Source organism: Lachnoanaerobaculum umeaense (genome assembly GCF_003589745.1).
In the GTDB taxonomy this organism is placed as follows: Bacteria; Bacillota; Clostridia; order Lachnospirales; family Lachnospiraceae; genus Lachnoanaerobaculum; species Lachnoanaerobaculum umeaense.
On sequence record NZ_CP032364.1, the window covers coordinates 2,500,863 to 2,525,883 of the forward strand.

The window sequence follows — 25,021 nt, forward strand, 5'->3', positions numbered from 1 at the left end:
AATAGTGAAAGTCTTTGTTTGCGTTATCCTTTCTTAGTTTTCTTTCATCTATATAAAATGCAAATTCACATTTTGTATCTATATGCATTTACCCCCCTTCTTACTGCTTGTAAAAAGGGGGATATTAATTACTTATAAGAGAATATTCCTTCTCCTGTCTTCTTACCAAGTTTGCCTGCAGCTACAAGCTCTCTTAACCTAGGTGCCGGTAAATACTTGTCATCCCCTGTCTCATTGTGAATAACTTCCATAATAGCCAGACAAATGTCAAGACCGATAAGGTCTGCCAAATGAAGAGGTCCCATTGGATGTGCACAACCAAGAATCATAGCTGTATCTACGCCCTCAGCATCAGCTGTGCCTGCTGCCCATACATTGATAGCCTCATTTATCATTGGAACAAGTATACGATTTACTACAAATCCAGGTGCTTCATTAACCTGAACAGGTGTCTTTCCGATTTCTATTGATATATTCTTAATCTTTTCAACTAAATCTGAAGGTGTCTTTTCTCCACCAATTACCTCAACGAGTTTCATTCTATCTGCAGGGTTGAAGAAGTGCATACCTACTACAGGTCTGTCAAGTGCCTCTCCTATTTTTGTAATAGAAAGTGATGAGGTATTTGAAGCAAAGATACAATCCTTAGGAACTATATTCTGAAGCTCCTTGAAAATTTGCTGTTTGATTTCCATCTTCTCAAGCGCCACTTCAACTACTAAATCACAATCGCTGCATATATCATTAAGTCCAACCTTAATCTTTGAAATGATTGCATCACCTGCTTCTTTTGAAAGCTTCTCTTTGCTAACGAGGAAATTAATATTCTTTTGAATCTTAGCAAAACCTGCCTGTGCATACTCTTCTTTAATATCACAAAGTCTTACCTCATACCCCTGTGTCATTGCAAAAGCTTGAGCTATACCTGAGCCCATTGTACCTGCACCAATAATACCAACTTTCATATTTTTATCCTTTCTAAAATAAAAAACAATTTTAAATTTTTAATAAACCACTTATAGGTTTTTATAACTTATGAATTGGTGAAATTCTTTTCCTTTCTCTTCTCAAGGAAAGCACTCATACCCTCTATCTGATCATGTGTCTCAAAGCAACTTCCAAACAGCTTCTCTTCAATAACTATAGCGTCATCCATATTTACATCAAGTCCGTCATTGATAGCCTTCTTACATGCACGAACTGCAATAGGTGCATTCTGTGCTATAGCCGCAGCCATCTTCTTTGCTGCCGGCATAAGCTCCTCTTGTGGATATATCGCATTAACCAATCCTATTCTAAATGCCTCATCAGCTTTTATATTTCTAGCTGTATAAATCAACTGCTTTGCCATGCCTGCGCCAATCAATCTGGCAAGTCTTTGTGTTCCACCAAATCCCGGTGTAATACCAAGTCCAACCTCAGGCTGACCAAACATTGCATTGTCTGAGCAAATACGAATATCACAGCTCATTGCAATCTCGCATCCACCACCAAGTGCAAATCCGTTTACAGCTGCTATAACAGGTATTGGGAAGGTTTCAATCTTTCTGAATACATCATTTCCCTTCTTTCCAAACGCCTCACCCTCTGCAGGATTTAGCTTACTCATCTCGGCGATATCTGCACCTGCTACAAACGATTTGTCGCCTGAGCCTGTCAATATAACTGCTCTTATCACATCAGTATCAATACTGTCGAAACAAGCTTCAAGCTCTGCCAATACTTCTGAATTCAAAGCATTGAGTGCCTTAGGTCTCTCTATTGTAACAACTCCAACAGCACCTTCTGTATCAAACTTTACAAAATTCATAAAACACCTCCTCGTCAATGTTGCATATTGTTTGGCATGAAAATTCCATATGACAAAAATATAACATATATGTATACTACAATCAATTAGTTTTTTTTACTAATCATTCTATATATTTTGCATAAGTATATTTTAACATATTAAAGCATCTAATTGCCAAAAATATAAGTTTTTATAAATTATATTGAATAAAATTATTTTATTGACTTTTTTATTATTCAAAAGGAATAAATTTGCGTCACTCTAGATAATTTTTTACAAACTCAAATTTTATTCATTATAACATATTGTTTAAAGAAGATATATATAAAAATTTATCATTTTTTTTATAGTTATTTTCAATAACAAAGTGGTGGATAATTAATTCCACTTGTGTTATCCTATAAGAGACACATGTTGCTGACATTATAAGGCGGATATTAACTCCACCTATATTGTCCACTTTATCTTTATAGAATTGAGGTATAAAAAATGAGAGAAGTAGTTATCGTTAGTGCTGCAAGAACAGCTATGGGTAGTTTTGGTGGTTCATTAGCTGGAGTAAGTGCAGTCGATCTTGGTGTAACAGCAGCAAAGGGTGCCATTGAGCGTGCAGGTGTTGATGTTGCTCTTATAGATGAAGTAATAATAGGAAATGTACTTAGTGCAGGCCTTGGACAGAATATTGCAAGACAAATAACACTTGGTGCGGGTATTCCAAATACTGTTCCTGCATTATCAGTAAATAAAGTATGTGGTTCAGGTATGAGAACTGTAGGACTGGCAGCTCAGGCAATAAAAGCAGGTGATGCAGATATCATTCTGGCAGGTGGTACAGAGAGTATGTCCAATGCTCCATATGTAGTTAAGGGAGCAAGGTTCGGTGTTAAAATGGGTAATCAGACATTGGTAGATGAGATGATTACAGATGGTCTTTGGGATGCTTTCAACAACTATCACATGGGTGTGACAGCTGAGAATGTTGCTGAGCAAAAGGGTATCACCAGAGAAGACCAGGATGTATTCGCAGTTGAGAGCCAAAGAAGAGCACAAGTTGCTATAGAGACAGGTAGATTCAAAGATGAAATAGTTCCTGTACTTATCCCACAAAGAAAAGGTGATCCTAAGGTATTTGATACAGATGAATATCCTAAGTTCAATACTACAATCGAAAATCTTGCAAAATTAAGACCGGCTTTCAAAAAAGACGGTACAGTTACAGCAGGTAATGCATCAGGTATAAACGATGGTGCTGCAATGTTTATCATAGCATCTAAGGAAAAAGCACTTGAACTCAATCTCCCTATAATGGCTACTATAAAGAGCTATGCTTCAGGTGGTGTGGATCCAAGTGTAATGGGACTTGGTGTAATCCCTGCTTCAAAAAAGGCTATGGAAAAAGCCGGTATAACAGCAGCAGATATTGATCTTGTAGAAGCAAATGAGGCCTTTGCAGCACAGGCTATCGCAGTATGTGATGAGCTTGGATTTAAGAGAGAAATCACAAATGTAAACGGTGGTGCTATTGCACTTGGGCATCCTATTGGAGCATCCGGTGCAAGAATACTTACTACTTTACTTTTTGAGATGGAAAAAAGAGACGTTAAATGCGGACTCGCTTCACTATGTATAGGAGGTGGAATGGGTACTGCAATTATCGTAGAAAGGGGGACAAATTGAAAATAGTTTCAATCAAAGATGCTATTTCCGGCATTAATGATGGTGCTTCTATCATGGTAGGAGGTTTCCTGGCATGTGGTACACCTGAACCAATCATTGATGCATTAGTTGAAAAAGGGGTAAAGGATTTAACAATTATCTGTAATGATACTGCTACTCCTACTACAGGTGTTGGAAAGTTGGTTGCAAATAACCAGGTAAAGAGAGTTATTTCAACACATATAGGTACAAACCCTATAACAGGACAAAAGATGCAAGACGGCAGTATAGAGGTAGAGCTTTCTCCTCAAGGTACTCTAGTCGAGAGAATCCGTTCCGGTGGTGCCGGACTTGGTGGAGTACTTACACCTACAGGTATTGGTACAGAGGTTGCTAATGGCAAGCAGGTTCTAAATATTGACGGTAAGGACTATATTTTAGAGAAGGCTCTAAAAGCTGATTTTGCTATTATCGGTGCTACAATAGCTGACGAGAAGGGGAATCTTTATTTAGCTGCTACAACCAAAAACTTTAGTACAGTTATGGCTACAGCTGCTGATGTGGTTATCGTAGGTGCAGAGCGTATTGTTCCTGTAGGGGAAATTCAGCCTGACCATGTTACAGTACCTGCTATATTTGTAGATTATCTTGTAGGAGGTGAGTCATAATGTCAAAAGAAAAGATTGCTAGACGAGTTGCCAGAGATTTGAATGATGGCGATGTAGTAAACTTAGGTATTGGACTTCCTACTATGGTAGCGGACTATGTTCCGGAAGGTATAGATATTACACTTCAATCAGAGAATGGTATCCTCGGTATGGGACCTTTAGCTGATGAAAAGTCATTAGATAAAAATTTGACAAATTCCGGTGGTAAACATGTTACTATACTTCCAGGTGCTTCATATTTTGACAGTGCTTTCTCATTTGTAATCATTCGTGGTGGTCATGTAGATATGACTGTTTTGGGTGCATTACAAGTAGATTCAAACGGAAATCTTGCAAGCCATATAATTCCCGGAGTAATGATCCCCGGTATGGGCGGTGCTATGGACCTCGTTACCGGTTCTAAGAAGGTAGTTGTGGCTATGACACATACTGCAAAAGACGGTGCTCCTAAGATTTTAAAAGAGATTACACTTCCTGCCACTGCTATTCATGCTGTAGATGAGATTGTTACAGAATTAGCTGTAATAAAAGTTACTGATGATGGTTTATTGCTTGCCGAAGTGGCTGAGGGTGTAAGTGTAGAAGAAGTTATAGCAAAGACAGAAGCTCCTCTAAAGATCGCTGATGATTTGAAGACATTCTAATATTATTTTACTCACTTTGAAGGAGTTACATATCTATTTGATCTTTAAATTTATAATACATATATAGTACACTCTTTTAATGCCAAAAGAGAGATATGACCATATAAGTTATATCTCTCTTTCTTTTTTTGTAATATTTTTGTAGGATATATATAATAACTTTGTTGATTTTCATTGTTTTTAAGACTGGAAAGTATGCCCTAAAATTGATATAATAATGTTAATAATTAAACAATTTGTTAAAGGAGGCAGAAAAATGTTTAAGAAATTCACAAACGCATGTGTAAATGTTGTCCAAAAGCTTTTACCTGACGCATTTATTTTTTGCATCGTACTTACTATTCTGGTTTTTGCTACGGCAATGTCTGTCAGCGGAATGGATCCATTTGAAATAGCCAATGCCTGGGGTTCAAGCATGTGGTCTTTGCTTGGATTCTCAATGCAGATGGCTTTAGTACTTGTTCTTGGTACAGCTCTTGCTACAGCCCCATTAGTAAAAAAAGCCATAAATTCAGCTGCCGGAGTTCCAAAAACCCCAACATCTGCAATAGTTTTCATTACTATAGTTTCTATGATCGCCTGCTGGCTAAACTGGGGCTTCGGTCTTGTAGTTGGTGCAATTCTTGCAAAGGAAATCGCGAAAAAAGTTAAAAAAGTTGACTACAGACTTCTTATTGCATCAGCATACTCCGGTTTCGTAATCTGGCATGCAGGATTTTCAGGTTCGATACCTCTTCAACTTGCATCATACACTGAAGATATAGGTAAACAAACTGCAGGTGCTGTAAGCGAATCTATTCCAACTTCACAGACTATATTTTCAGCTTGGAATCTTATAATTGTTATAGCTATAATTGTAGTTATAGCATTTGTCAATGCACAGATGCATCCATCACCTGAGGATACAGTTAGTGTAGATCCTAAGCTTTTAGTAGAACCTGAGGTGAACACAACAAAACCTTCTACAAAGACACCGGCAGAATGGCTTGAGAGCTGTCCTCTACTTTCAATTCTTACAGCATTATTTGCTATAATATATTTAATATACACCTATAAAACCAAGGGAAGCATTACTCTTTCACTTAATGTTGTAAATTTGATTTTCCTTACACTTGGAATTATATTCCATGGAACACCTATAAGTTATGTAAACGCTATTACTGATGCTGCAAAAAGTGCCGGCGGTATTATATTACAGTTCCCATTCTACGCGGGTATCATGGGTATTATGACTGCTACAGGCCCAACAGGTCAATCTCTTGCAGGTGCTATAAGTGACTTCTTTGTAAATATATCAAATCAAACCACTTTCCCGGTATTTACATTCCTATCAGCAGGTATTGTAAACTTCTTTGTACCTTCAGGTGGTGGACAGTGGGCTGTACAGGCACCTATAGTAATGCCTGCCGGAAACTCTCTTGGAGTTTCTCCTGCTGTATCCGCCATGGCTATTGCCTGGGGTGATGCATGGACAAATATGCTTCAACCATTCTGGGCTCTACCTGCTCTTGGTATAGCCGGACTTGGTGCCAGAGATATTATGGGTTATTGTGCTATAGTTCTTATCGTAACCGGAATTATAATAGGATGTGGCTTCCTATTCCTTGTACCTTTCATGGCTTAAACCAAAAACCACAGGTTCCAAAATGAACCTGTGGTTTTATTTATCTCAAAATTATAAAGACTGTATAAGCCACATATGCTATGACCATAGCCAATCCTTCTTTCTTAGAAATTTCACCATCATTTTTTGCTAAAATATACACCATTAAGCTTGCACATAATAAAAAGAACATATCATACACTGCAACCACATCTGCATCTATAGGATGTAGTACAGAAGAAAATGCCAGTATAAATAATATATTAAATATATTTGATCCTATAACATTACCAAGTGCCAAACCGTTCTCACCCTTGCTTGATGCTACAATACTTGTTACAAGCTCTGGCAATGAAGTTCCTATAGCCACTATAGTTAGACCTACCAGTGTTTCACTCATTCCAAACATCAAGGCTATTTCAGAAGCGGACTCAACTACCTTATCTCCTCCAAATACTACTAAAGCCAAACCGCCAATAATATAAACTATTGCCAGAGGTATCGGTATTTGCCTTTTATTCTCATCATTGCCTTCATTATTTCCCTTTAGAGCTGCTTTTATAGTATATACCATATATACTATAAATATAAACAATAAAACTGCACCTGCTATTCTATTTATACCGCTTACAAAAAATATAAATCCCAGAGTTATTATAGTTATGACTATATTTACAATATAGTCAAACTTTAATAGTGACTTATCTACAGGCATAGCATGTATTATTCCACATATACCTACAACTGCCAAAAGATTGAAGATATTTGAACCTATAACATTATTTAAAGCTATAGCATTGCTACCCTTTAATGCCGCATCGATACTTACAGCAGCCTCCGGTGCACTTGTTCCAAATGCCACTACAGTAAGCCCTATAACCACCGATGGCACATTCAATTTTCTTGCTACCCCTGAAGCTCCTTCTACAAAGAAATTAGCTCCACCTACAAGACATATAAAGCCTATTATCAGCCAAATATATACCATAAAAATATTCCTTTACAAATTTATATTGAACACTGACATAATATCTATATATTGAAAAAATGTCAATAAAATCATCTATTATATATATAATTATATAAGCCATAAATGATAAAGTCCTAGTATACCACAAATAAAAATGTCCCACTTATGGTAGAATACTATTTTGTATATTCTAACACTAGGAGGAACTGACTTATCAGAAAGGTTATTTTATCAATGGATGAACAAAGAAAGTATGATGTTATCAAAGGTCTGGTGGATCACCCAGATACAGCCAATAAGGATAGAGCCGCTCTTATCCTAGGATGCACCAAAAGGCATATAAACCGTATGATACAGGGTTATATTAAATATGGTAAGGCATTCTTTATTCATGGTAACAGAGGCAAAAAGCCGGCTACCACTATCTGTCCTGATATCAGAAGTCAGGTTCTTGATCTATACAGAACTAAATACTACGAGGCTAACTTTGAACACTATACAGAGCTTCTAAAAAAGCATGAAGGCATAAGCATCTCTTCTTCCTCTGTAATGAGTATTTTGGAGTCAGAGTACATTCTATCTCCAAAGGCTACAAAAGCTAAGCGTAGACGCATTAAGCAAACTCTCAGAGCTAAGAAGGAAGCTGCAACATCAAAAAGGGAATTATCACAGATACAAGCTAACTTAGTAGCAGTTGAAGATGCTCACAGTCGTCGTCCAAGATGTGCTTATTTTGGTGAATTGCTTCAGATGGATGCTACCCCTTATGAATGGGTGCCGGGGCAGATATGGCATCTACATTTGGCTATTGATGATGCCTCAGGTGTTGTCACAGGTGCCTGGTTTGACACTCAGGAGACTCTTAATGGATACTACCATGTATTTGAGCAGATTCTTACTGATTATGGTATTCCTTATAAGTTTCTTACTGATAAACGAACTGTATTTACTTACAAGAAAAAAGGTGCCTTATCTGACGACAAAGACACCTATACACAGTTTGCATACGCCTGTAAGCAACTTGGCACACAGCTTGAATCAAGCAGCGTACCACAGGCTAAAGGACGTATAGAACGATTGAATCAGACTTTACAGTCACGCCTGCCTATTGAGTTTAGACTCGCAGGCGTAACCGATATCCATAAAGCCAATGAATTCATTTACCACTACATAAAAGAATTCAATGAGAAGTTCGCACTTCCACTTTATGGTATCAAATCTGTCTTTGAAACGCAACCATCTAAAGAAAAAATAAATCTTACTTTGGCGGTTTTAACTGAGAGAACTGTTGATGCCGGACATGCGATTCAATTCGAGAAGAAATTTTATAAGATGATAGATAATAAAGGATTGCAGACCCATTATCGAAAAGGTACCAAGGTTATGCTTATCAAGGCATTTGATAAGTCTATGTTTGCGTGCGTAAATGACAAAGATATTTATGCACTAGAAGAAATACCGGCTCATGAGCATAAATCTAAGGACTTGGACGCTGACTACAAACAGCCAAAGCCTAGAAAGCCTTATATACCTCCAATGAACCATCCTTGGAGATTGGATGCCTTTAATAAATTCGCACACTCACAGCCACACAGAATTGAAGAAGACATAAAAAGTGCATAATAAAAGCCCCTTTGTGGGGGCTTATAAATTAATTATTTTGGGACATAATCATTTATGCTTGACATAAAATCATCTATTATATATATAATTATAATTTGCATTTTGCGCCTATATTCACATATATTTATACAAAAAACTATTTAAAAAGCTATTCCATATTCCTTTAAAAGTATTTAAGAATTTTATCCACACAAACTCTGTATTATCTGTTATACTAGGTAATTGTATGGATACTCTGTTTGTCATCTACACTCCATGTTATCTATCGTAGATTCAACATCACCCAGAGCATTCAATTTATCTAAGGAAGGTAGAAATGAGAAAGAGAAGTAGAAAAAAGAAAAGAAAAATCTTCATACCGATTTTAGTATTGATTTTTTGTTGCGTTTTCACAGCAATGGTTGCTCGTGGTTGGCAAGAAAAGCAAAAAAAATCAAAGATAGCTAAAGCAAATACTGCCGATGAAACTGTAGAGATTAACCAAAGTGAAACTACTACTGAAGGACAAATCGAAGCTATCTCGGAGAATGAGACAGAAACCACAACTGCGCCTGAGACCACTCCCTCTCCAGATGAAAAGATAGTTTATCTTACATTTGATGATGGTCCATGGACAGGTACACCAAGACTTTTGGATATCCTTGATGCATACGATGTTAAGGCATGTTTTTTTGTAACAGCACAGTATATGGAGAATGATGCACTTGTTGATATGTTAAAGCAAATCAAAGATAGAGGACATAATATCGGAGTACACAGTTTAACTCATGATTATAAGAAAATATATGCCTCTGTAGACGCTTTCCTGGCAGACTATGATGCTATGGACGATATTATATTAAAAGCTACCGGAGAGCGTACAAAGCTTTTGCGTTTCCCTGGAGGAAGCAATACCGGATATAATAAGGCTATCAGAACAGAGCTTTTGCAGGCTGTAAGAGATAGAGGAATAGTATACTTTGACTGGAATTCCTTTGATGGTGATGTAGAAGGTAAGAAAGGTCAAGAACTTATTGATCAAACTATCAAACAGGTAAATGCAAATAAACACTCTATTTTGCTTATGCATGATATGCCATCCACCGCTTTTGTACATGATGCAATGCCAACCATCATTGAAAGGCTTAAATCAGATGGATACAGATTTGAATTACTTGGAATGAGCACTCCTCCAAGACAGTTTGCACAGTAGTTTTAAGGTCTTAAATCTCGTTGAGATTTGAGGCCTTTTATAAATATAAAAAAGAGAAAACCTAAATGATTTTCTCTCTAATATCCCTTTTGCAAATGTATTAATTTATTTCTCCTATTAAGAAGTTCATTAGACACATCGTCTATGTTACCTGAATGTAACTACCTCTAACTATTCCTCTATATTAACTTATTTGCTATTATCTAAATTTGTCTAATTATTGTTCTGACCAGCCTGTCTTTCAGCTCTCCTAGCTAAGATTGCATCAATCTTTTGCTGTGCTTCTTTCGCATCACCTTCTACTATATAAAGTTCCGGATATCTGATACCATGTGCACTTGTCTCAGCATCATTATGCATGTAAATATCAATAGTTCTTCCCTTGATATTTCCGCCTGTATCCTCAACTACATAGATATTATCACTGTCACCAATACGCACTCTTGTACCTGCCGGAAGTACTGACCAATCTGCTGCTATAGTTCTTCCTACAACCGGTCTATTACCGGATCTTGTCATATTTGAAGGATCACAGTCCACAGAGTAAGCATATGCTTTAAACTTACCTATAGATCTTCCTTTAGCTACTTCTCTAAGAGCAGCTATCTCTTCATCCTCCTTTGCTACAAGTTCAGCTTCCTGCTGTTGCTTATATGAGTCAAGCGTTGTCTCGTACTGATCTGCATTAAGACCGAATGCCGGACCGGTAACCGAATCTACCTCTTCCTGTGTAGCCGCATATGCACTTCCTGCCATAAGTGCAGAAAAAACAGATGCAACCATTATAACCTTTTTAAATTTGTTTTTCATTTACTTCCTTTCTTGCAAAGAACGAATCTTTTGTTCGTCGGGATGATTTAATTATATTACATAAATGTTAAATGTCAATAAGAAAATGTTGCAATCTTTTTGCAAAGGAGTAAATTCTACTTTTCACAGTATTTTTTTCATTCTATATGTATAAAAAAAACCATGTTATAATATATTTATTATATACTATAACATGACTTTGTTTTTGCTTTATATAAATTTTTGTTAAATATTTCAAGCATTTCTTTAATAAAAATATTAAGCTCTTGAGGCAAACTTGAACAATTCTACAACTTTTTCTATAGGAACAAGTAATCCACCTCCGGAGGCAGCCATCCTATCACTACATACATAAGAAGGTACAGCCTGAATTTCCAAAGTTTGCCAAACCTCAATATTGGAATCCTCAACTTTCTTTGCATTTCTGTTATCATTAAGTAAAACTATAATATCTTCTCTATTTGCTCCTGCCGCCTCTGCCAGATCTGCCAATAACTCTATATCATCTATTCTCTGTTGGATCTCAAAATGTGCTTCAAATACTAAATCATTATATTTTTTAATATCGTATCCATTCTCTGCCAGATAAAAACCAACCTGTGCAGCCAAATCTGAATGCACTCTGGCCGGCTCAGGTCTTGGATGCGCCTCACATGGTGACCACTCAATCTCCACATTCTTATAATCCGGTAAAATATCGCTAAGTTCCCTCAAACCTTTATAACAAAATGGACAGGTGTAATCATAAAATACTTTAATCTTCTTTGACATAAATTTCCTTTCTATTCACGTTATATCTGGTGATTTCATATATTGTAGTATTTATTATAACATATACCAATTATTAAGGCTACCTTTAGACTTTAAATAATACTTGCCCTTGTCTTGAGATTTTACAACAATAGCTTTAGTATGATGACTTCCTCTTCAATACCATATATCCTGCATCATCTACTGCCTTTGAAAGCTTTTCAATATCAGGCGGATTTTTTAAAAGGACTGTTGCCATATTATCTTCAAGACTCACACTTGCCCAAGTTCCGTCAAGTGAGTTCAGAGCATTCTCTACATTTCTAACACAATTACCACAGCTCATACCATCAATTGCAAGCTTTACTTCATATGGATAATGTGACTTATCCCTATCCTTTATTTTTACAGACTTGATCGCTTCCTCATGTTCCGGACAACAATCTCCACCTTTCTTCAACTTTTTTATATAACTCTTCAAACCAAAAAACACTATTGCTGCCAATATTACTATTATAATTATATTTACTTTATCCATAAAACCTCCTAGTTAGATATTACTAACTAGAAGTATATCACTTTGTTCTTAAAAAACAAGTTTCTATGTGAATTTTAATACAATATTATTCCACTATCTCTATAGGCTCACCTTGGTATACAAAAATCATTGCATCATACAGACTGCTTGGCAGCGCCTTAGGCCTGTAACTGCTCTGTACTATCCTCATCATCCATGTATATCCTTCTCCAAGAGTTCCCATTCTTAACAGGCTGTTTATCAGGTTAATGTCTTCCCGTCTCCCATACTTTTATATAAGCTCATACAATTTCTTAGACCATTCATCATCCGACTGTTTTAAAAAAGGTTTTAAAAGAAGCAGCACCTGTTTTGAATAATAATAAAAGCTGTAATACAAATCATCAGGAAATACATTACCTTCATCCCATCTCATTTCATCCTCTTCCTCATCATAAACTTCGGACCAAAGATACTTTTCATCAATCATATCTTTGAAGTTCGGTAAAGGATCTACATGCTCCATATTTTCGACAATATTTACCGCTTCAGCTATATATCCGAACAATTCCGCAAGCTCCGGTACAAGATAGTCTGCTACCGAATTTTTATATCTGTCCTCCAAAGCTTTTTTAAAGATTCTGTATAGGAATATACAGGCAAAAGGTGTTGCATGCCACAGTGTGGACTGATGTTCAATTCCCATAGCTATCTCCTCTCCTGCCGTCTCTATAGACTTTTTATCCTTCATTTCATTTAATATTTCAAAGCACTCGGGAAAGTCGGTAGCCCTTTTATAAGTTGTGGTTATTCTGTGCCAAGGTATATCCCTGGCTTTTACATTTTCTATATACTTTAAGTTTTCTTTTGTCATTTTTCCTCCTAAAAAACACCCCTCATTATTTTTATCAAATGAGGGGCAAATAAATTATTCTAATTTTATATATTTCTTTGTTTCTTCATCTATATGATCAAGGTCCATGTAATGTTTGCTGTCAGTCTCCAATCCCTTTTTCTTTAAGAAATGCTCCGAAAGTCTGCCTATAGTCCTGTATATTATCGCCCAAGTAGGCACAGCTATTATCATACCCACAATACCGAAGAGTCCGCCAAAGAGCAGTATCGAAAACAGTACCCAAAAACTTGGAAGTCCTGTAGTCTGTCCAAGTATCTTAGGACCAATAATATTTCCATCTATCTGTTGTAATACCAAAATCCAAACTGCAAACTGAAGTGCTGTAATAGGTGAAACAAGTAATAGCAATACTATACTTGGAATCGCACCTATAAAAGGTCCAAAGAAAGGTATTACATTGGTAACACCTACTACCACACTTATAAGTAAAACATATGGCATATGTATAAAAGACATAAAGAAATAGTTTATAATTCCGATGATTATTGAGTCAATTATCTTACCGACAATAAACTTTTCAAACATATTCTTTATATATCTAGCTTCTGTAACTATTTCATTGCCTATCTTTACTCCGACAATAGCATATACTATTTTCTTTGCCTGAGATGCTAATATGGTCTTCATATTTAGAAGATACATCATTACCATCAAACCGATAATAATATTTACAACTACACCCAATGCATTTATTACACCACTTGATAGATTTTTTATATAAGTATTTACATTGGGCAAAATACTGGTCGTTGCTATATCGCTTAGTCTTTCACTAATATCCTGATAATTACCTATTATCAGTTTCTCAAAATCAGGATTCTTATTGAGTATATCTTTAAGCCAATTTTCCAGATTTGCTGCTCCCGAAGGTGCATAGCTTATAACATTTGTAATACTGTTTACTAACTCAGGTATAATCATCATTATCAATGCAAATACTATAAAAATTAAAATAATAAGACATGCCAAAGTAGCCAACATTTTTGAATATCTCTCATACTTTTTCCACTTTGGGAACAGTGATGAAAGTATCTCTCCTATCCATCTACTTATGCGATCATATACCGGTGCCATCAAAAATGCCATCACCACACCATAAAGTACTGATGAAATAGTAGATATTATAATTCTTATAGCTGAAGCTATAATTCCAAGATTATTGAAAACCAAAGATATAACAAGTGCTATTATTATAACTACAACTGCAGTCAATCCCAATTTAAAATATCGTTCATTCTTATTATATTTCATTTTAAACCTCTAAAATAACACTATCATCTTTTATATCAATATTGGTTTCAAAAAATGCTTTTAATGTATCAAAAGCATATCCCACATCCTTGGTGCCTGCAGTTTCATATGCAGAATGCATTGCCAACTGCGGTAATCCAATATCTACAGCATTCATACTTACAGCAGTATTTGAGAGGTTTCCAAGAGTTGAGCCACCTGCTATATCACTTCTATTTGCAAAAGTCTGATATGGTATATTTTTCTTCTCAAGAATCTTTCTCAGTATTGATCTGCTAAATGCATCTGTTGTATATTTTTGATTTGCACTTTCTTTAATTGCGATTCCTTGATTTAAAACAGGTCTGTTCTTTACATCAAACAGCTCCGGATGATTTGGATGAATAGCATGTGCATTATCACAGCTAATCAGCATACTCTTTGCTATAGCTGTATAATACTCTTCCTTTGATTTTCTAAGTGCAGTATTTACTCTGTCAAGTGTGCTTGCAAGGAATGTAGACATAGCACCCTGCTTTGTAACAGAACCCACCTCTTCATTGTCAAATACCGCAAAGACATTTATATGGTTTTTATTTTCAGCCTCGACAAATCCTCTAAGTGATGTGTAAACACACTCCAAATCGTCAAGTCTTCCACTTGATATAAGTTCATTGTCAAATCCGATAATCGCCGCCTTTTGTCTATTTACCAGATATAGATCTTTTGCAAGTATATCCCCAGACTCTATACCCAATTCCTTTGCAATCATATTGTCAAAGTCAGATTCTTTAAGATTGCCTGCACTGAATATTGGAAGCATATCAACTTGATTGTTGAAAGCAAATCCCTTATTTATCTCCCTGTTAAAATGTATAGGTACATTAGGAATAATAAATAAATCTCTGTTTATATGAAGAAGTCTTGTTTCAATACCGGTATCAGTATTTACCATAACTCTTCCTGACAATGTCAGAGGTTTATCAAGCCATGTAGCATTAATCATACCACCATAGCCTTCCACATTCAGCTTCAAGTAGCCATTCGCTTCTATTATAGGTTTATCCTTAAGCTTAAATGTGGGTGAATCGGAATGTGCGGCACTTATCTGAAAATGATAATCTCCCTCAGCTATATCAAAAGCTATAAGACTTGATGAATTCCTTTTTGTATAATACTTTCCTTTGTTTATATCCCATTTCTCATTTTCAGGCAAATAAATAAAACCTGATTTTTGTAAAACTTTTTCGCATTCATTTATTGCATGAAACATTGTCACTGATGAATCCAAAAAATCCATCAAATCTCTTAAAATATCCATACAGCCTCTTTCTAATACTATTAAACCTGTTCCTCTGCCAAAAGATTTTCTATAAATTCATATACTTCTTCTCTGCCCTGTTTGGTCTGTGATGAGAAAGGTATAAGTACACCTTCTTTTGGTAATCCAAGTCCTTCTCTCACAATCTTAACACATTTATCCACTTGACTTCTTTTTAACTTATCAAGCTTTGTAGCTATAATTACAGGCTGATATCCGTTATATACAATCCAGTCGTACATCTGCTTATCATTTTTACCCGGCTCATGCCTTATATCTATCAGCAAAAATATACATCTTATCTGCTTTGAAGTATGGAGGTACTTTTCTATCATCTTACCCCATTTTTCCTTTGTGGCAAGGTTTGCATTGGCATAACCATACCCGGGTAGATCAACAAAATATAGATCATCATTTACTTTATAATAATTTATGGTCTGTGTCTTTCCGGGCTGACTGGATATCCTTGCCAAAGATTTCCTATTCATGAGAGAATTTATCAATGATGATTTTCCCACATTTGACTTACCTGCAAAGACTATTTCCGGATCTGTATTTTCAGGAAATGTACTGGTAATACCACATACAGTCTCCAGCTCCGCTTTTTTTATTATCATAAGTACCTCATTTATACTTTCTTATAATCAATTCAATATGGTTTTTAATCTATCAATGCTACCTTTAGGACTTCTTTTATATCCTGTACATATACTATCTCTAATCCATCTGTAATCTCTGCTGACAATTCAAAAATATCCACTTCATTTTCCTTCGGTACACATACTCTCTTTACTCCTGCAAGCCTGGCAGCCAAAAGCTTTTCTTTTAAACCACCTATAGGAAGTACCTTTCCCCTTAGTGTTATCTCCCCGGTCATTGCCACATCTGCTCTAACCTTCTTCTCTGAAATTGCAGAAATAAGTGCTGTGGTCATTGTTACTCCAGCACTTGGACCATCCTTAGGTACAGCACCCTCAGGTATATGTAAATGTATATCATGCTTTTCAAAGAATTCGTCCTCTATACCATATTCCTTGGCCATGCTTCTTACAAGACTCTTTGCAATACCGGCACTCTCCTTCATTACATCGCCCATATTTCCAGTAAGCGTCAGCACTCCTTTTCCCGGCATTACATTTACTTCAATGCTGAGAGTATCTCCACCTACGCTGGTCCATGCCAGTCCTGTAACCATTCCTACCTGCGGTTCTTTTTCTATCTCATCATATCTTACTTTTTCTTTTCCAAGATACTTGCGTACATTTTTCTCTGTGATTTTGAAGCTCTTTTTCCCCTCCAACAACTCTCTGGCACATTTTCTACAGATATCTCCTATTCTTCTTGAAAGATTTCTGACTCCCGACTCTCTGGTATAGTTGTGGATTATCTTCTTTATAGCCTTATCACTGAAATTGATGACCTTATTCTTCAGTCCATTTTCCCTTATCTCCTTAGGTGCAAGATACTTCTTAGCTATATGATATTTCTCATTTTCAGTATACGAACTTATCTCTATAATATCCATTCTATCCAAAAGTGGTCTTGGAATAGTATCAAGAGTATTTGCTGTGGCTATAAATAAGACTTTAGATAAATCAAGCGGTATTTCAAGATATCTGTCCCTAAAGGTCTTATTTTGCTCTCCATCAAGTACCTCTAAAAGTGCTGATGACACATCTCCCTTATAATCTCTAGAACTCTTATCTATTTCATCTAAGAGGATCAATGGATTGGAAACTTTTGCATTTTTTATAGCTTCTACTATTCTTCCCGGCATAGCTCCTACGTATGTTCTTCTATGTCCTCTGATCTCTGCCTCATCACCTACACCACCAAGGCTTATTCTCACATATTTTCTGCCGAGTGCCTTTGCAACACTCTTAGCTATAGAAGTTTTTCCGGTTCCCGGAGGTCCTACAAGACAGAGTATTGGAGAATTTCCTGTAGGATTCAATATTCTAACAGACAAATACTCAAGTATTCTGTCTTTAACCTTTTCCAGACCATAATGATCCTCATCCAAAATCTTTTTTGCATGAATTATATCATTATTGTCTTCACTGTATATACCAAAAGGCATCTCAAATACTGTATCCAGATATGTTCTTATAACATTACCTTCTGCACCATTATTGCTTGCGGTGTTCAATCTTGAAATATCCTTTTTCAGCTTTTCCTTATGTTCATCATCCAGTTTAACTTTCTTTAATTTTTCTTCGTATTCATCTGAAACTGTCTCATAACCGCTATTTTTTGCCATTTCATTCTGAATTACTTTCAGATGTTCTCTAAGAATATAATCTCTCTGATTTTTGGAAATATCCTTATCAACCTCTGATTTTATCTTTTCTGCGATCTCCTTCCTGTCTATGGCTTCACTCATAATTTCCATAAGAAGCATAGACTCTTCAACCGGAGTCTTTGCAGCATTTATACTTTTTCTTTTATCATAATCCAAATTCAAGGTTAACCTCAGCCTATCTAAAAGCTCAGGTAAATTATCTATAGAAAGTAGTTCATTCAGAAAATTATTTTTAAATCTTGCATCTGTATCACTATAGCCTCTCATAGTTAACTGCAGACTTTTTAACATCCTGTCAAAGCCCTCTTCAGACTGTATATATTCCTCCACTTCAGCCTCATATTCATTTTCGGCATAATTATCCAGTGATTTAAGCTTAGCTCTTCTCAAAGCTCTTATTGCCACCTCTATAATACCATTGTCTCTAGTCTTAACACTCTCGACCTTGGCTATAACACCATTAATCTCAGTGAATGCACTATCCTTTCTTTCCAACTCATCATCTGATTTGAATCTTAGTAAAAGAAGTTCTTCATTATTTTCATAAGCTTCCAATTGTACTTTCAGTTTTTCTCTGTCAGAAGCTGAGAATCCGATAATTTCTCCAGGAAAAATCACCTGTCCTTTAATCAATATTGTTTTCAATTTGTTCATTTATTCCCTAATATATACAATACCCCCGGCTTCTATCCGAGGGTAAGTATTAATTCTAAGCAATTTCGCTATTTTCGTCTGTTGTCTTCTTCTTTTTTGATCTTACAGTTTTGTCTCTGTATACAATATCCGGCTCTCCACCATCTATTGTTTCCTTTGTAATAGTGCAAATACCGATATTCGGATCTGAAGGTATCTCATACATAACATCTGTCATCACACCTTCAAGTATTGATCTTAAGCCTCTTGCACCAATCTTTCTTTCAAGTGCCAGATTCGCCACCTCTTCAATAGCCTTATCCTCAAACTCAAGCTTTACATCATCAAGCTCAAATAGCTTCTGATACTGCTTTGTAATAGCATTTTTGGGTTTTGTCATTATCTCTACAAGTGTGTCCTTATCCAACAAATCTAAAGATACTGTCACCGGTACACGACCTATAAACTCAGGTATAAGACCAAATTTGGTCAAATCTCCAGGAAGTACCATCTTAAACAATTCATCTACCGACTTGGAATTCTTCTCAACTACATCTGAATTAAATCCAATACTTCCCTTTGAAAGTCTGTTCTCCACAATTCTCTCTAAGCCATCAAAAGCTCCGCCACATATGAATAATATATTGGTGGTGTCTATCTGTATAAGCTCCTGTTGTGGATGTTTTCTTCCTCCCTGTGGAGGCACTGAAGCTATACTTCCTTCCAGTATCTTCAGCAATGCCTGCTGTACACCCTCACCTGATACATCTCTGGTGATAGATACATTCTCAGACTTCTTTGTTATCTTATCTATCTCGTCTATATAGATAATTCCATATTCAGCTCTCTTTACATCACCGTCAGCTGCCTGAATAAGCTTCAAGAGAATATTTTCAACATCTTCTCCCACGTACCCTGCCTCTGTAAGTGTAGTAGCATCTGCAATAGCAAATGGTACATTCAAAATTTTTGCAAGAGTCTGTGCCAAATATGTTTTTCCTGAACCAGTAGGTCCAAGCATCAAAATATTACTTTTTTGTATTTCAACTTCCGAATTCTTCTTAGACTTTATTCTCTTATAATGGTTATATACTGCTACAGACAATACCTTCTTGGCATCATTCTGTCCGATAACATAATCATCCAGGAAATTTTTGATTTCCTTTGGCTTTAAAAGATTTATATCATTTGAAGTATCATAATAGTCTGCAGCTCCCTCAAGCTCCTCTTCAAGTATCTCTGAACATAACTCTATACATTCATCACAAATATATACTCCATTTGGACCTGAAAGAAGTCTTCTAACCTGATTGGATGTTTTTCCACAAAATGAACAACATATTTTGTCCTTATTGGCCATAATACCTCCTTAGTGGTGTTCTATAACCTTATCTATGATTCCATAAGAAAGGGCTTCTTCGGCAGACATATAATTGTCTCTCTCAGTATCTCTTTCTATGACCTCTATTGGCTGATTTGTATTCTCTGCCAATATTTTATTTAATTTCTGTTTTGTTTTTAATATTTGCTCTGCAACTATCTTTATATCACTGGCCTGACCCTGAGCACCGCCTGAAGGCTGATGAATCATTATCTCGGCATTTGGAAGTGCGTATCTCTTTCCCTTTGTTCCACCTGCCAAAAGGAATGCGCCCATACTTGCAGCCATACCCATACATATGGTTGACACATCACATTTTACATATTGCATAGTGTCATATATAGCCATACCTGCCACAACACTTCCACCCGGACTGTTTATATAAAGATTGATATCCTTTGTAGGATCTTCTGACTCTAAGAAAAGTATCTGTGCCACCACTAAACTCGCAGTAACATCATTTACCTCTTCTCCTAAGAATATTATTCTATCCTTTAATAGTCTTGAGTATATATCAAAGGCCCTCTCGCCTCTACTTGTAGACTCAATGACTGTAGGTACTAAACTCATAACTCTCCTATCTTTAAGGATTTTAAAATCCTTTAATACTCCAATAAGCCAGCCTTAAGGCTGACTTATTTTTTAATAATTTATACTAATTTAGCATTTTCTACTAAAAAGTCAATAGCTTTTTGAACAGCAAGATCATCACTCATCTGCTTTCTCTCATTCTCACCAAAGAATCCTTTAATCTTCTCCAATTCCATCTTGTAAGAATCTGCTATCTTTTGTAGCTCCTCATTTATCTCATCTTCACTTACAGTGATATTTTCAGCCTTTGCAACTTCCTCAAGAACAAGTCTTGTCTTGATCTGCTTTAAAGCCTGTGGCTTGAACTGATTATTCAAATCTGCTCTTGTCATACCTGTAATCTGAAGATACTGATCAAGTGTTATTCCCTGGCTCTGCATTCTTCTACTATAATCTGCTACAAGTCCCTCAACCTGTGCATCTACCATAGGATCCGGAATATCCATAGTAGAAGTCTCAATCAACTTATCCACTATAGCATTCTCATTCTCTGTAGCTGCTCTCTTAGCCTTAGCCTCTGAAAGCTGCTTCTTCAAATCTTCCTTGTACTCAGCCATTGTATCAAACTCACTAATCTCACTTGCAAAGTCATCATCAAGCTCAGGAAGTTCTTTCTTTTTGATTTCCTTTACAGTACAAGCAAATACTGCTGCCTTACCTGCAATATCCTTCATCTGATAGTTCTCAGGGAATGTAATATTTACATCAAAAGCCTCACCTGCATTATGTCCAATGATCTGATCCTCAAATCCCGGTATAAATGTGCCTGAACCGATAACGAGAGGATAATCCTCGCCCTTACCACCATCAAAAGCAACGCCGTCAATTCTTCCCTCGAAGTCAAGAGTGATATTGTCACCATTTTCTACAGCTCTTCCCTCTACAGTAATAAGTCTTGCATTCTTTTCCTGCTCGCTCTTTAATGCACTTGCAATATCTTCATCGTTTACAACTTCATCAGCCTTAGCTACTTCAATACCTTTATACTCTCCAAGATTTACTTCAGGTCTAACTGCGATCAAAGCCTCATATACGAAGTCTTCGCCTTTCTTAGCATTCTTGATATCTATCTCAGGTCTTGAAACGATCTCCAGTCCGCTCTCTCTTGCTGCATTTGGATATGTTGCATCAAGAATAAAGTCAATAGCATCCGGAATCAAATTCTCTGATCCGTACATCTTCTCAAAAACTTCCTGTGTAACATGTCCCTTTCTAAATCCCGGAACATTGAATTTATTTTTATTTTTCTTAAAGGATTCAGCTATAGACTTATCAAATTCTTTAGCTTCTACTGTGACTGTAAGCTTTGCCATGTTTTTTTCTAATTTTTGTACTTCTACGCTCATTAAAGTTTCTCCTTGTTTCATAAATGCCTTAAAGAGGCACATCTAATTAATCATTATAGCACAAAGCTAAATCTCATACAACAGTGATTAAAAAGTTTCAAGCTTATTTTCGTAATTCTTTAAATATTATTTATCGCAGCTAACTACCAAACAACCTCCGGCATAAACACTCTCTTTATAAAGACTTAAAGGCATTACAAGAATGTCCTCTACCCTGCTGCCATACTCCTTTACATAGCGTTCTCTATCTTCAGGTGAATAATCATATATTCCTATAGAATAACTATGTCCACTTTTTAATTCCACATCAAATTCTAATTTATCTGTCTTTATATTTATATTTTTGCCTGCAATACCTACCGCTGTAGTTTCAAAAACGCCTTCAAAACTATGCTTTCCACCATTGAGCGCTACCACCTTTTCTAAGTTCTCTCCTGTAGTAGCATCAAACTGTGAAATGTCCTGTTCATCAATTTTTAAATTCTTTCCATACAAATGAACAATAGCCCTATTCTGATTCTCATTTGCAAACTCCTTAGCTTTCTCCTGCCTCTTTTTATTAAGGCTCATCATAATAGCAAAAAGCACTGCCCAAACCACTACTACTACTGTAATGATAATAAATGTCCTATCCATAATTCCTCCAAAATAATTCTTTACACTTTATATATTAAAGGCAGAGATATTATAACAAATATAGATTAATCCTACAATATTTATATATCGCTTATATTCAAGCATTATAAGCCATAAATGATAAAGTCCTAGTATACCACAAATAAAAATGTCCCACTTATGGTAGAATACTATTTTGTATATTCTAACACTAGGAGGAACTGACTTATCAGAAAGGTTATTTTATCAATGGATGAACAAAGAAAGTATGAAGTTATCAAAGGTCTGGTAGATCACCCCGATACAGCTAATAAGGATAGAGCTGCTCTTATCCTAGGATGCACCAAAAGACATATAAACCGTATGATACAGGGTTATATTAAAGATGGTAAAGCATTCTTTATTCATGGTAACAGAGGTAAGAAGCCGGCTACCACTATCTGTCCTGATGTCAGAAGTCAAGTCCTTGATCTATACAGAACCAAATACTACGAAGCTAACTTTGAACACTTTACAGAGCTTCTAAAAAAGCATGAAGGCATAAGTATCTCTTCTTCCTCTGTAATGAGTATTTTGGAGTCAGAATATATTCTATCTCCAAAGGCTACAAAAGCTAAGCGTAGACGCATTAAGCAAACTCTCAGAGCTAAGAAGGAAGCTGCAACATCAAAAAGGGAATTATCACAGATACAAGCTAACTTAGTAGCAGTTGAAGATGCTCACAGTCGTCGTCCAAGATGTGCTTATTTTGGTGAATTGCTACAGATGGATGCTACCCCTTATGAATGGGTGCCGGGACAGATATGGCATCTACATTTGGCTATTGATGATGCCTCAGGTGTTGTCACAGGTGCCTGGTTTGATACTCAGGAGACTCTTAATGGATACTACCATGTATTTGAGCAGATTCTTACTGATTATGGTATTCCCTATAAGTTTCTTACCGATAAACGAACTGTATTTACTTACAAGAAAAAAGGTGCCTTATCTGACGACAAAGACACCTATACACAGTTTGCATACGCCTGTAAGCAACTTGGCACACAGCTTGAATCAAGCAGTATACCACAAGCTAAAGGACGTATAGAACGATTGAATCAAACCTTACAGTCACGCCTGCCTATTGAGCTAAGGCTCGCAGGCGTAACCGATATCCATAAAGCCAATGAATTCCTTCACTCCTACATAAAAGAATTCAATGAGAAGTTCTCACTTCCACTTTATGGTATCAAATCTGTCTTTGAAACGCAACCGTCTAAAGAAAAAATAAATCTTACTTTGGCGGTTTTAACTGAGAGAACTGTTGATGCCGGACATGCGATTCAATTTGAGAAAAAATTTTATAAGATGATAGATCACAAGGGAGTGCAGATCCATTATCGAAAAGGTACCAAGGTTATGCTTATCAAGGCATTTGATAGGTCTATGTTTGCGTGCGTAAATGACAAAGATATTTATGCACTGGAAGAAATACCGGCTCATGAACATAAATCTAAGGACTTGGACGCTGACTACAAACAGCCAAAGCCTAGAAAGCCTTATATACCGCCTATGAACCATCCTTGGAGATTGGATGCCTTTAATAAATTCGCACACTCACAGCCACACAGAATTGAAGAAGACATAAAAAGTGCATAATAAAAGCCCTTTTGTGGGGGCTTATAAATTAATTATTTTGGGACATAATCATTTATGCTTGACATATTTATATATCGCTTATATTCAAGCATCCAAATTTTTACTGTCATGATCATAAAATCAATTTATAGATTACATATATTTATTAAATTGCCACTGGAAAATCAACTAAAATCGACTTATAATTTATCCATAAGATATTTTACAATATAAAACTTGTTTTTAATATAAAGGAGTAGTATGGAAAATATAGAGATAGAAAGGAAGTTTCTTATAAATGAGATCCCCAGTGATTTGGATGTCTATGAAAGAATCGATATGATACAGGGATATTTAAATACAAATCCGGTAGTTAGGATAAGAAAAGAAAATGATGATTATGTTCTCACCTATAAGGGAAGCGGCCTGCTATCCCACAGCGAATACAATCTTCCTCTTGATAAAGAGTCCTTTAATCATTTACTTAAAAAATGTGACGGTATAATTATATCAAAAAGCAGATATAAAATACCGCTTGAAAACAGCCTTGTAGCGGAACTGGATATTTTTAAAAGTGATCTTTCAGGTTTGGTCTTGGTTGAAGTAGAGTTTAAATCAGTAGAAGAAGCAAGTAATTTTACTCCGCCAAAATGGTTCGGCGAGGATGTAACAGAGGATAATCGGTACCATAATTCGTATATATCTAAATATGGTTTACTTAAATGGAGATATTGAAAATGGTCTATCTAAAAACCTAAATTTTAGTCATGGACTCATAAAATAAATCTATACATTCAAGTCCAGGACTTTTTAGGTTTGTAAATTAATCAAGAAAAAATCAGGG

At 36.0% G+C, this 25,021-nt stretch carries 23 protein-coding genes; 8 read left to right on the top strand and 15 right to left on the bottom strand.

Going from position 1 to position 25,021, the window contains the following annotated elements:
* Positions 1-128: 128 nt before the first annotated feature.
* Together D4A81_RS11720 and D4A81_RS11725 are read right to left on the bottom strand one after the other, a co-directional pair.
* A complete protein-coding gene (locus D4A81_RS11720; protein WP_111526080.1) occupies positions 129-965 on the bottom strand; it encodes a 3-hydroxyacyl-CoA dehydrogenase family protein in 837 nt (278 codons plus the stop codon).
* Positions 966-1,033: 68 nt separating this feature from the next.
* On the bottom strand, positions 1,034-1,810 hold the full coding sequence (locus D4A81_RS11725; protein ID WP_111526081.1) for an enoyl-CoA hydratase-related protein: 777 nt from the start codon (positions 1,808-1,810) through the stop codon (positions 1,034-1,036).
* A 471-nt stretch (positions 1,811-2,281) separates the two neighbouring features.
* On the opposite strand from D4A81_RS11725, the gene D4A81_RS11730 reads away from it, so the two are divergent.
* The 4 genes from D4A81_RS11730 (at position 2,282) to D4A81_RS11745 (ending at position 6,384) form a co-directional block, all read left to right on the top strand.
* The gene (locus D4A81_RS11730) at positions 2,282-3,469 is read left to right on the top strand and encodes an acetyl-CoA C-acetyltransferase (protein WP_111526082.1); all 1,188 of its coding nucleotides are present in this window, start codon (positions 2,282-2,284) and stop codon (positions 3,467-3,469) included.
* On the top strand, positions 3,466-4,116 hold the full coding sequence (locus tag D4A81_RS11735; protein ID WP_111526083.1) for a CoA transferase subunit A: 651 nt from the start codon (positions 3,466-3,468) through the stop codon (positions 4,114-4,116). The genes D4A81_RS11730 and D4A81_RS11735 overlap by 4 nt, the downstream gene beginning before the upstream one ends.
* Positions 4,116-4,760: a 3-oxoacid CoA-transferase subunit B gene (locus D4A81_RS11740; protein ID WP_111526084.1), complete on the top strand. Its 645-nt coding sequence runs from the start codon at positions 4,116-4,118 to the stop codon at positions 4,758-4,760. Before D4A81_RS11735 ends, D4A81_RS11740 begins: the two co-directional genes overlap by 1 nt.
* A gap of 256 nt (positions 4,761-5,016) precedes the next feature.
* A complete protein-coding gene (locus tag D4A81_RS11745; RefSeq protein ID WP_111526085.1) occupies positions 5,017-6,384 on the top strand; it encodes a short-chain fatty acid transporter in 1,368 nt (455 codons plus the stop codon).
* A gap of 40 nt (positions 6,385-6,424) precedes the next feature.
* On the opposite strand, the gene D4A81_RS11750 is transcribed toward D4A81_RS11745, so the two are convergent.
* Positions 6,425-7,351 (bottom strand): calcium/sodium antiporter, encoded by a 927-nt coding sequence (locus tag D4A81_RS11750; protein WP_111526086.1) that lies wholly within the window; start codon positions 7,349-7,351, stop codon positions 6,425-6,427.
* 216 nt (positions 7,352-7,567) lie between these two features.
* Here D4A81_RS11750 and D4A81_RS11755 point away from each other — a divergent pair, with 216 nt between their 5' ends.
* Both D4A81_RS11755 and D4A81_RS11760 read left to right on the top strand, forming a co-directional pair.
* Complete coding sequence (locus D4A81_RS11755; RefSeq protein ID WP_119808251.1) at positions 7,568-8,956, top strand: ISNCY family transposase; 1,389 nt, start codon at positions 7,568-7,570, stop codon at positions 8,954-8,956.
* A 316-nt stretch (positions 8,957-9,272) separates the two neighbouring features.
* Positions 9,273-10,148 (top strand): polysaccharide deacetylase family protein, encoded by an 876-nt coding sequence (locus tag D4A81_RS11760; protein ID WP_111526018.1) that lies wholly within the window; start codon positions 9,273-9,275, stop codon positions 10,146-10,148.
* 213 nt (positions 10,149-10,361) lie between these two features.
* Here the strand turns inward: D4A81_RS11760 and D4A81_RS11765 are convergent, their stop codons facing one another.
* The 12 genes from D4A81_RS11765 to D4A81_RS11825 all read right to left on the bottom strand — a co-directional run bounded on the left by D4A81_RS11765 (position 10,362) and on the right by D4A81_RS11825 (position 22,581).
* Positions 10,362-10,958, bottom strand: coding sequence for a 3D domain-containing protein (locus D4A81_RS11765; RefSeq protein WP_111526019.1), 597 nt, complete (start codon positions 10,956-10,958; stop codon positions 10,362-10,364).
* A 258-nt stretch (positions 10,959-11,216) separates the two neighbouring features.
* Positions 11,217-11,729 carry a DsbA family oxidoreductase gene (locus D4A81_RS11770; RefSeq protein ID WP_111526020.1) on the bottom strand — a complete coding sequence of 171 codons (513 nt, stop codon included), beginning with the start codon at positions 11,727-11,729 and terminating at the stop codon, positions 11,217-11,219.
* 136 nt (positions 11,730-11,865) lie between these two features.
* On the bottom strand, positions 11,866-12,246 hold the full coding sequence (locus tag D4A81_RS11775) for a heavy-metal-associated domain-containing protein (RefSeq protein ID WP_111526021.1): 381 nt from the start codon (positions 12,244-12,246) through the stop codon (positions 11,866-11,868).
* Between the two features lie 271 nt (positions 12,247-12,517).
* A complete protein-coding gene (locus tag D4A81_RS11785; RefSeq protein ID WP_111526022.1) occupies positions 12,518-13,099 on the bottom strand; it encodes a hypothetical protein in 582 nt (193 codons plus the stop codon).
* A 54-nt stretch (positions 13,100-13,153) separates the two neighbouring features.
* Complete coding sequence (locus D4A81_RS11790; RefSeq protein WP_111526023.1) at positions 13,154-14,392, bottom strand: AI-2E family transporter; 1,239 nt, start codon at positions 14,390-14,392, stop codon at positions 13,154-13,156.
* Between the two features lies 1 nt (position 14,393).
* Complete coding sequence (locus D4A81_RS11795) at positions 14,394-15,692, bottom strand: M18 family aminopeptidase (protein ID WP_111526024.1); 1,299 nt, start codon at positions 15,690-15,692, stop codon at positions 14,394-14,396.
* Positions 15,693-15,712: 20 nt separating this feature from the next.
* Positions 15,713-16,309, bottom strand: a complete 597-nt coding sequence (gene yihA, locus D4A81_RS11800; RefSeq protein WP_111526025.1) for a ribosome biogenesis GTP-binding protein YihA/YsxC — start codon at positions 16,307-16,309, stop codon at positions 15,713-15,715.
* 44 nt (positions 16,310-16,353) lie between these two features.
* Positions 16,354-18,648, bottom strand: coding sequence for an endopeptidase La (gene lon, locus D4A81_RS11805; protein ID WP_111526026.1), 2,295 nt, complete (start codon positions 18,646-18,648; stop codon positions 16,354-16,356).
* A gap of 55 nt (positions 18,649-18,703) precedes the next feature.
* On the bottom strand, positions 18,704-19,987 hold the full coding sequence (gene clpX, locus D4A81_RS11810) for an ATP-dependent Clp protease ATP-binding subunit ClpX (protein ID WP_111526027.1): 1,284 nt from the start codon (positions 19,985-19,987) through the stop codon (positions 18,704-18,706).
* Between the two features lie 9 nt (positions 19,988-19,996).
* Positions 19,997-20,578 (bottom strand): ATP-dependent Clp endopeptidase proteolytic subunit ClpP, encoded by a 582-nt coding sequence (gene clpP / locus D4A81_RS11815; protein WP_007595427.1) that lies wholly within the window; start codon positions 20,576-20,578, stop codon positions 19,997-19,999.
* Positions 20,579-20,658: 80 nt separating this feature from the next.
* On the bottom strand, positions 20,659-21,945 hold the full coding sequence (gene tig / locus D4A81_RS11820; RefSeq protein ID WP_111526028.1) for a trigger factor: 1,287 nt from the start codon (positions 21,943-21,945) through the stop codon (positions 20,659-20,661).
* Between the two features lie 126 nt (positions 21,946-22,071).
* A complete protein-coding gene (locus D4A81_RS11825; protein WP_111526029.1) occupies positions 22,072-22,581 on the bottom strand; it encodes a hypothetical protein in 510 nt (169 codons plus the stop codon).
* Positions 22,582-22,809: 228 nt separating this feature from the next.
* On the opposite strand from D4A81_RS11825, the gene D4A81_RS11830 reads away from it, so the two are divergent.
* Positions 22,810-24,198, top strand: a complete 1,389-nt coding sequence (locus D4A81_RS11830; protein WP_119808255.1) for an ISNCY family transposase — start codon at positions 22,810-22,812, stop codon at positions 24,196-24,198.
* Between the two features lie 240 nt (positions 24,199-24,438).
* Entirely contained in the window at positions 24,439-24,912 is a 474-nt protein-coding gene (locus D4A81_RS11835; RefSeq protein WP_111525845.1) for a CYTH domain-containing protein, read from the top strand.
* The last annotated feature ends 109 nt before the right edge of the window (positions 24,913-25,021 follow it).

Bases quoted from the DNA above. Each gene is read 5' to 3' on its own strand.
- D4A81_RS11720 (WP_111526080.1), bottom strand. From the start codon at position 965: ATGAAAGTTGGTATTATTGGTGCAGGTACAATGGGCTCAGGTATAGCT.
- D4A81_RS11725 (WP_111526081.1), bottom strand. From the start codon at position 1,810: ATGAATTTTGTAAAGTTTGATACAGAAGGTGCTGTTGGAGTTGTTACA.
- D4A81_RS11730 (WP_111526082.1), top strand. From the start codon at position 2,282: ATGAGAGAAGTAGTTATCGTTAGTGCTGCAAGAACAGCTATGGGTAGT.
- D4A81_RS11740 (WP_111526084.1), top strand. From the start codon at position 4,116: ATGTCAAAAGAAAAGATTGCTAGACGAGTTGCCAGAGATTTGAATGAT.
- D4A81_RS11745 (WP_111526085.1), top strand. From the start codon at position 5,017: ATGTTTAAGAAATTCACAAACGCATGTGTAAATGTTGTCCAAAAGCTT.
- D4A81_RS11750 (WP_111526086.1), bottom strand. From the start codon at position 7,351: ATGGTATATATTTGGCTGATAATAGGCTTTATATGTCTTGTAGGTGGA.
- D4A81_RS11755 (WP_119808251.1), top strand. From the start codon at position 7,568: ATGGATGAACAAAGAAAGTATGATGTTATCAAAGGTCTGGTGGATCAC.
- D4A81_RS11760 (WP_111526018.1), top strand. From the start codon at position 9,273: ATGAGAAAGAGAAGTAGAAAAAAGAAAAGAAAAATCTTCATACCGATT.
- D4A81_RS11765 (WP_111526019.1), bottom strand. From the start codon at position 10,958: ATGAAAAACAAATTTAAAAAGGTTATAATGGTTGCATCTGTTTTTTCT.
- D4A81_RS11770 (WP_111526020.1), bottom strand. From the start codon at position 11,729: ATGTCAAAGAAGATTAAAGTATTTTATGATTACACCTGTCCATTTTGT.
- D4A81_RS11775 (WP_111526021.1), bottom strand. From the start codon at position 12,246: ATGGATAAAGTAAATATAATTATAATAGTAATATTGGCAGCAATAGTG.
- D4A81_RS11785 (WP_111526022.1), bottom strand. From the start codon at position 13,099: ATGACAAAAGAAAACTTAAAGTATATAGAAAATGTAAAAGCCAGGGAT.
- D4A81_RS11790 (WP_111526023.1), bottom strand. From the start codon at position 14,392: ATGAAATATAATAAGAATGAACGATATTTTAAATTGGGATTGACTGCA.
- D4A81_RS11795 (WP_111526024.1), bottom strand. From the start codon at position 15,692: ATGGATATTTTAAGAGATTTGATGGATTTTTTGGATTCATCAGTGACA.
- yihA (WP_111526025.1), bottom strand. From the start codon at position 16,309: ATGATAATAAAAAAAGCGGAGCTGGAGACTGTATGTGGTATTACCAGT.
- lon (WP_111526026.1), bottom strand. From the start codon at position 18,648: ATGAACAAATTGAAAACAATATTGATTAAAGGACAGGTGATTTTTCCT.
- clpX (WP_111526027.1), bottom strand. From the start codon at position 19,987: ATGGCCAATAAGGACAAAATATGTTGTTCATTTTGTGGAAAAACATCC.
- clpP (WP_007595427.1), bottom strand. From the start codon at position 20,578: ATGAGTTTAGTACCTACAGTCATTGAGTCTACAAGTAGAGGCGAGAGG.
- tig (WP_111526028.1), bottom strand. From the start codon at position 21,945: ATGAGCGTAGAAGTACAAAAATTAGAAAAAAACATGGCAAAGCTTACA.
- D4A81_RS11825 (WP_111526029.1), bottom strand. From the start codon at position 22,581: ATGGATAGGACATTTATTATCATTACAGTAGTAGTAGTGGTTTGGGCA.
- D4A81_RS11830 (WP_119808255.1), top strand. From the start codon at position 22,810: ATGGATGAACAAAGAAAGTATGAAGTTATCAAAGGTCTGGTAGATCAC.
- D4A81_RS11835 (WP_111525845.1), top strand. From the start codon at position 24,439: ATGGAAAATATAGAGATAGAAAGGAAGTTTCTTATAAATGAGATCCCC.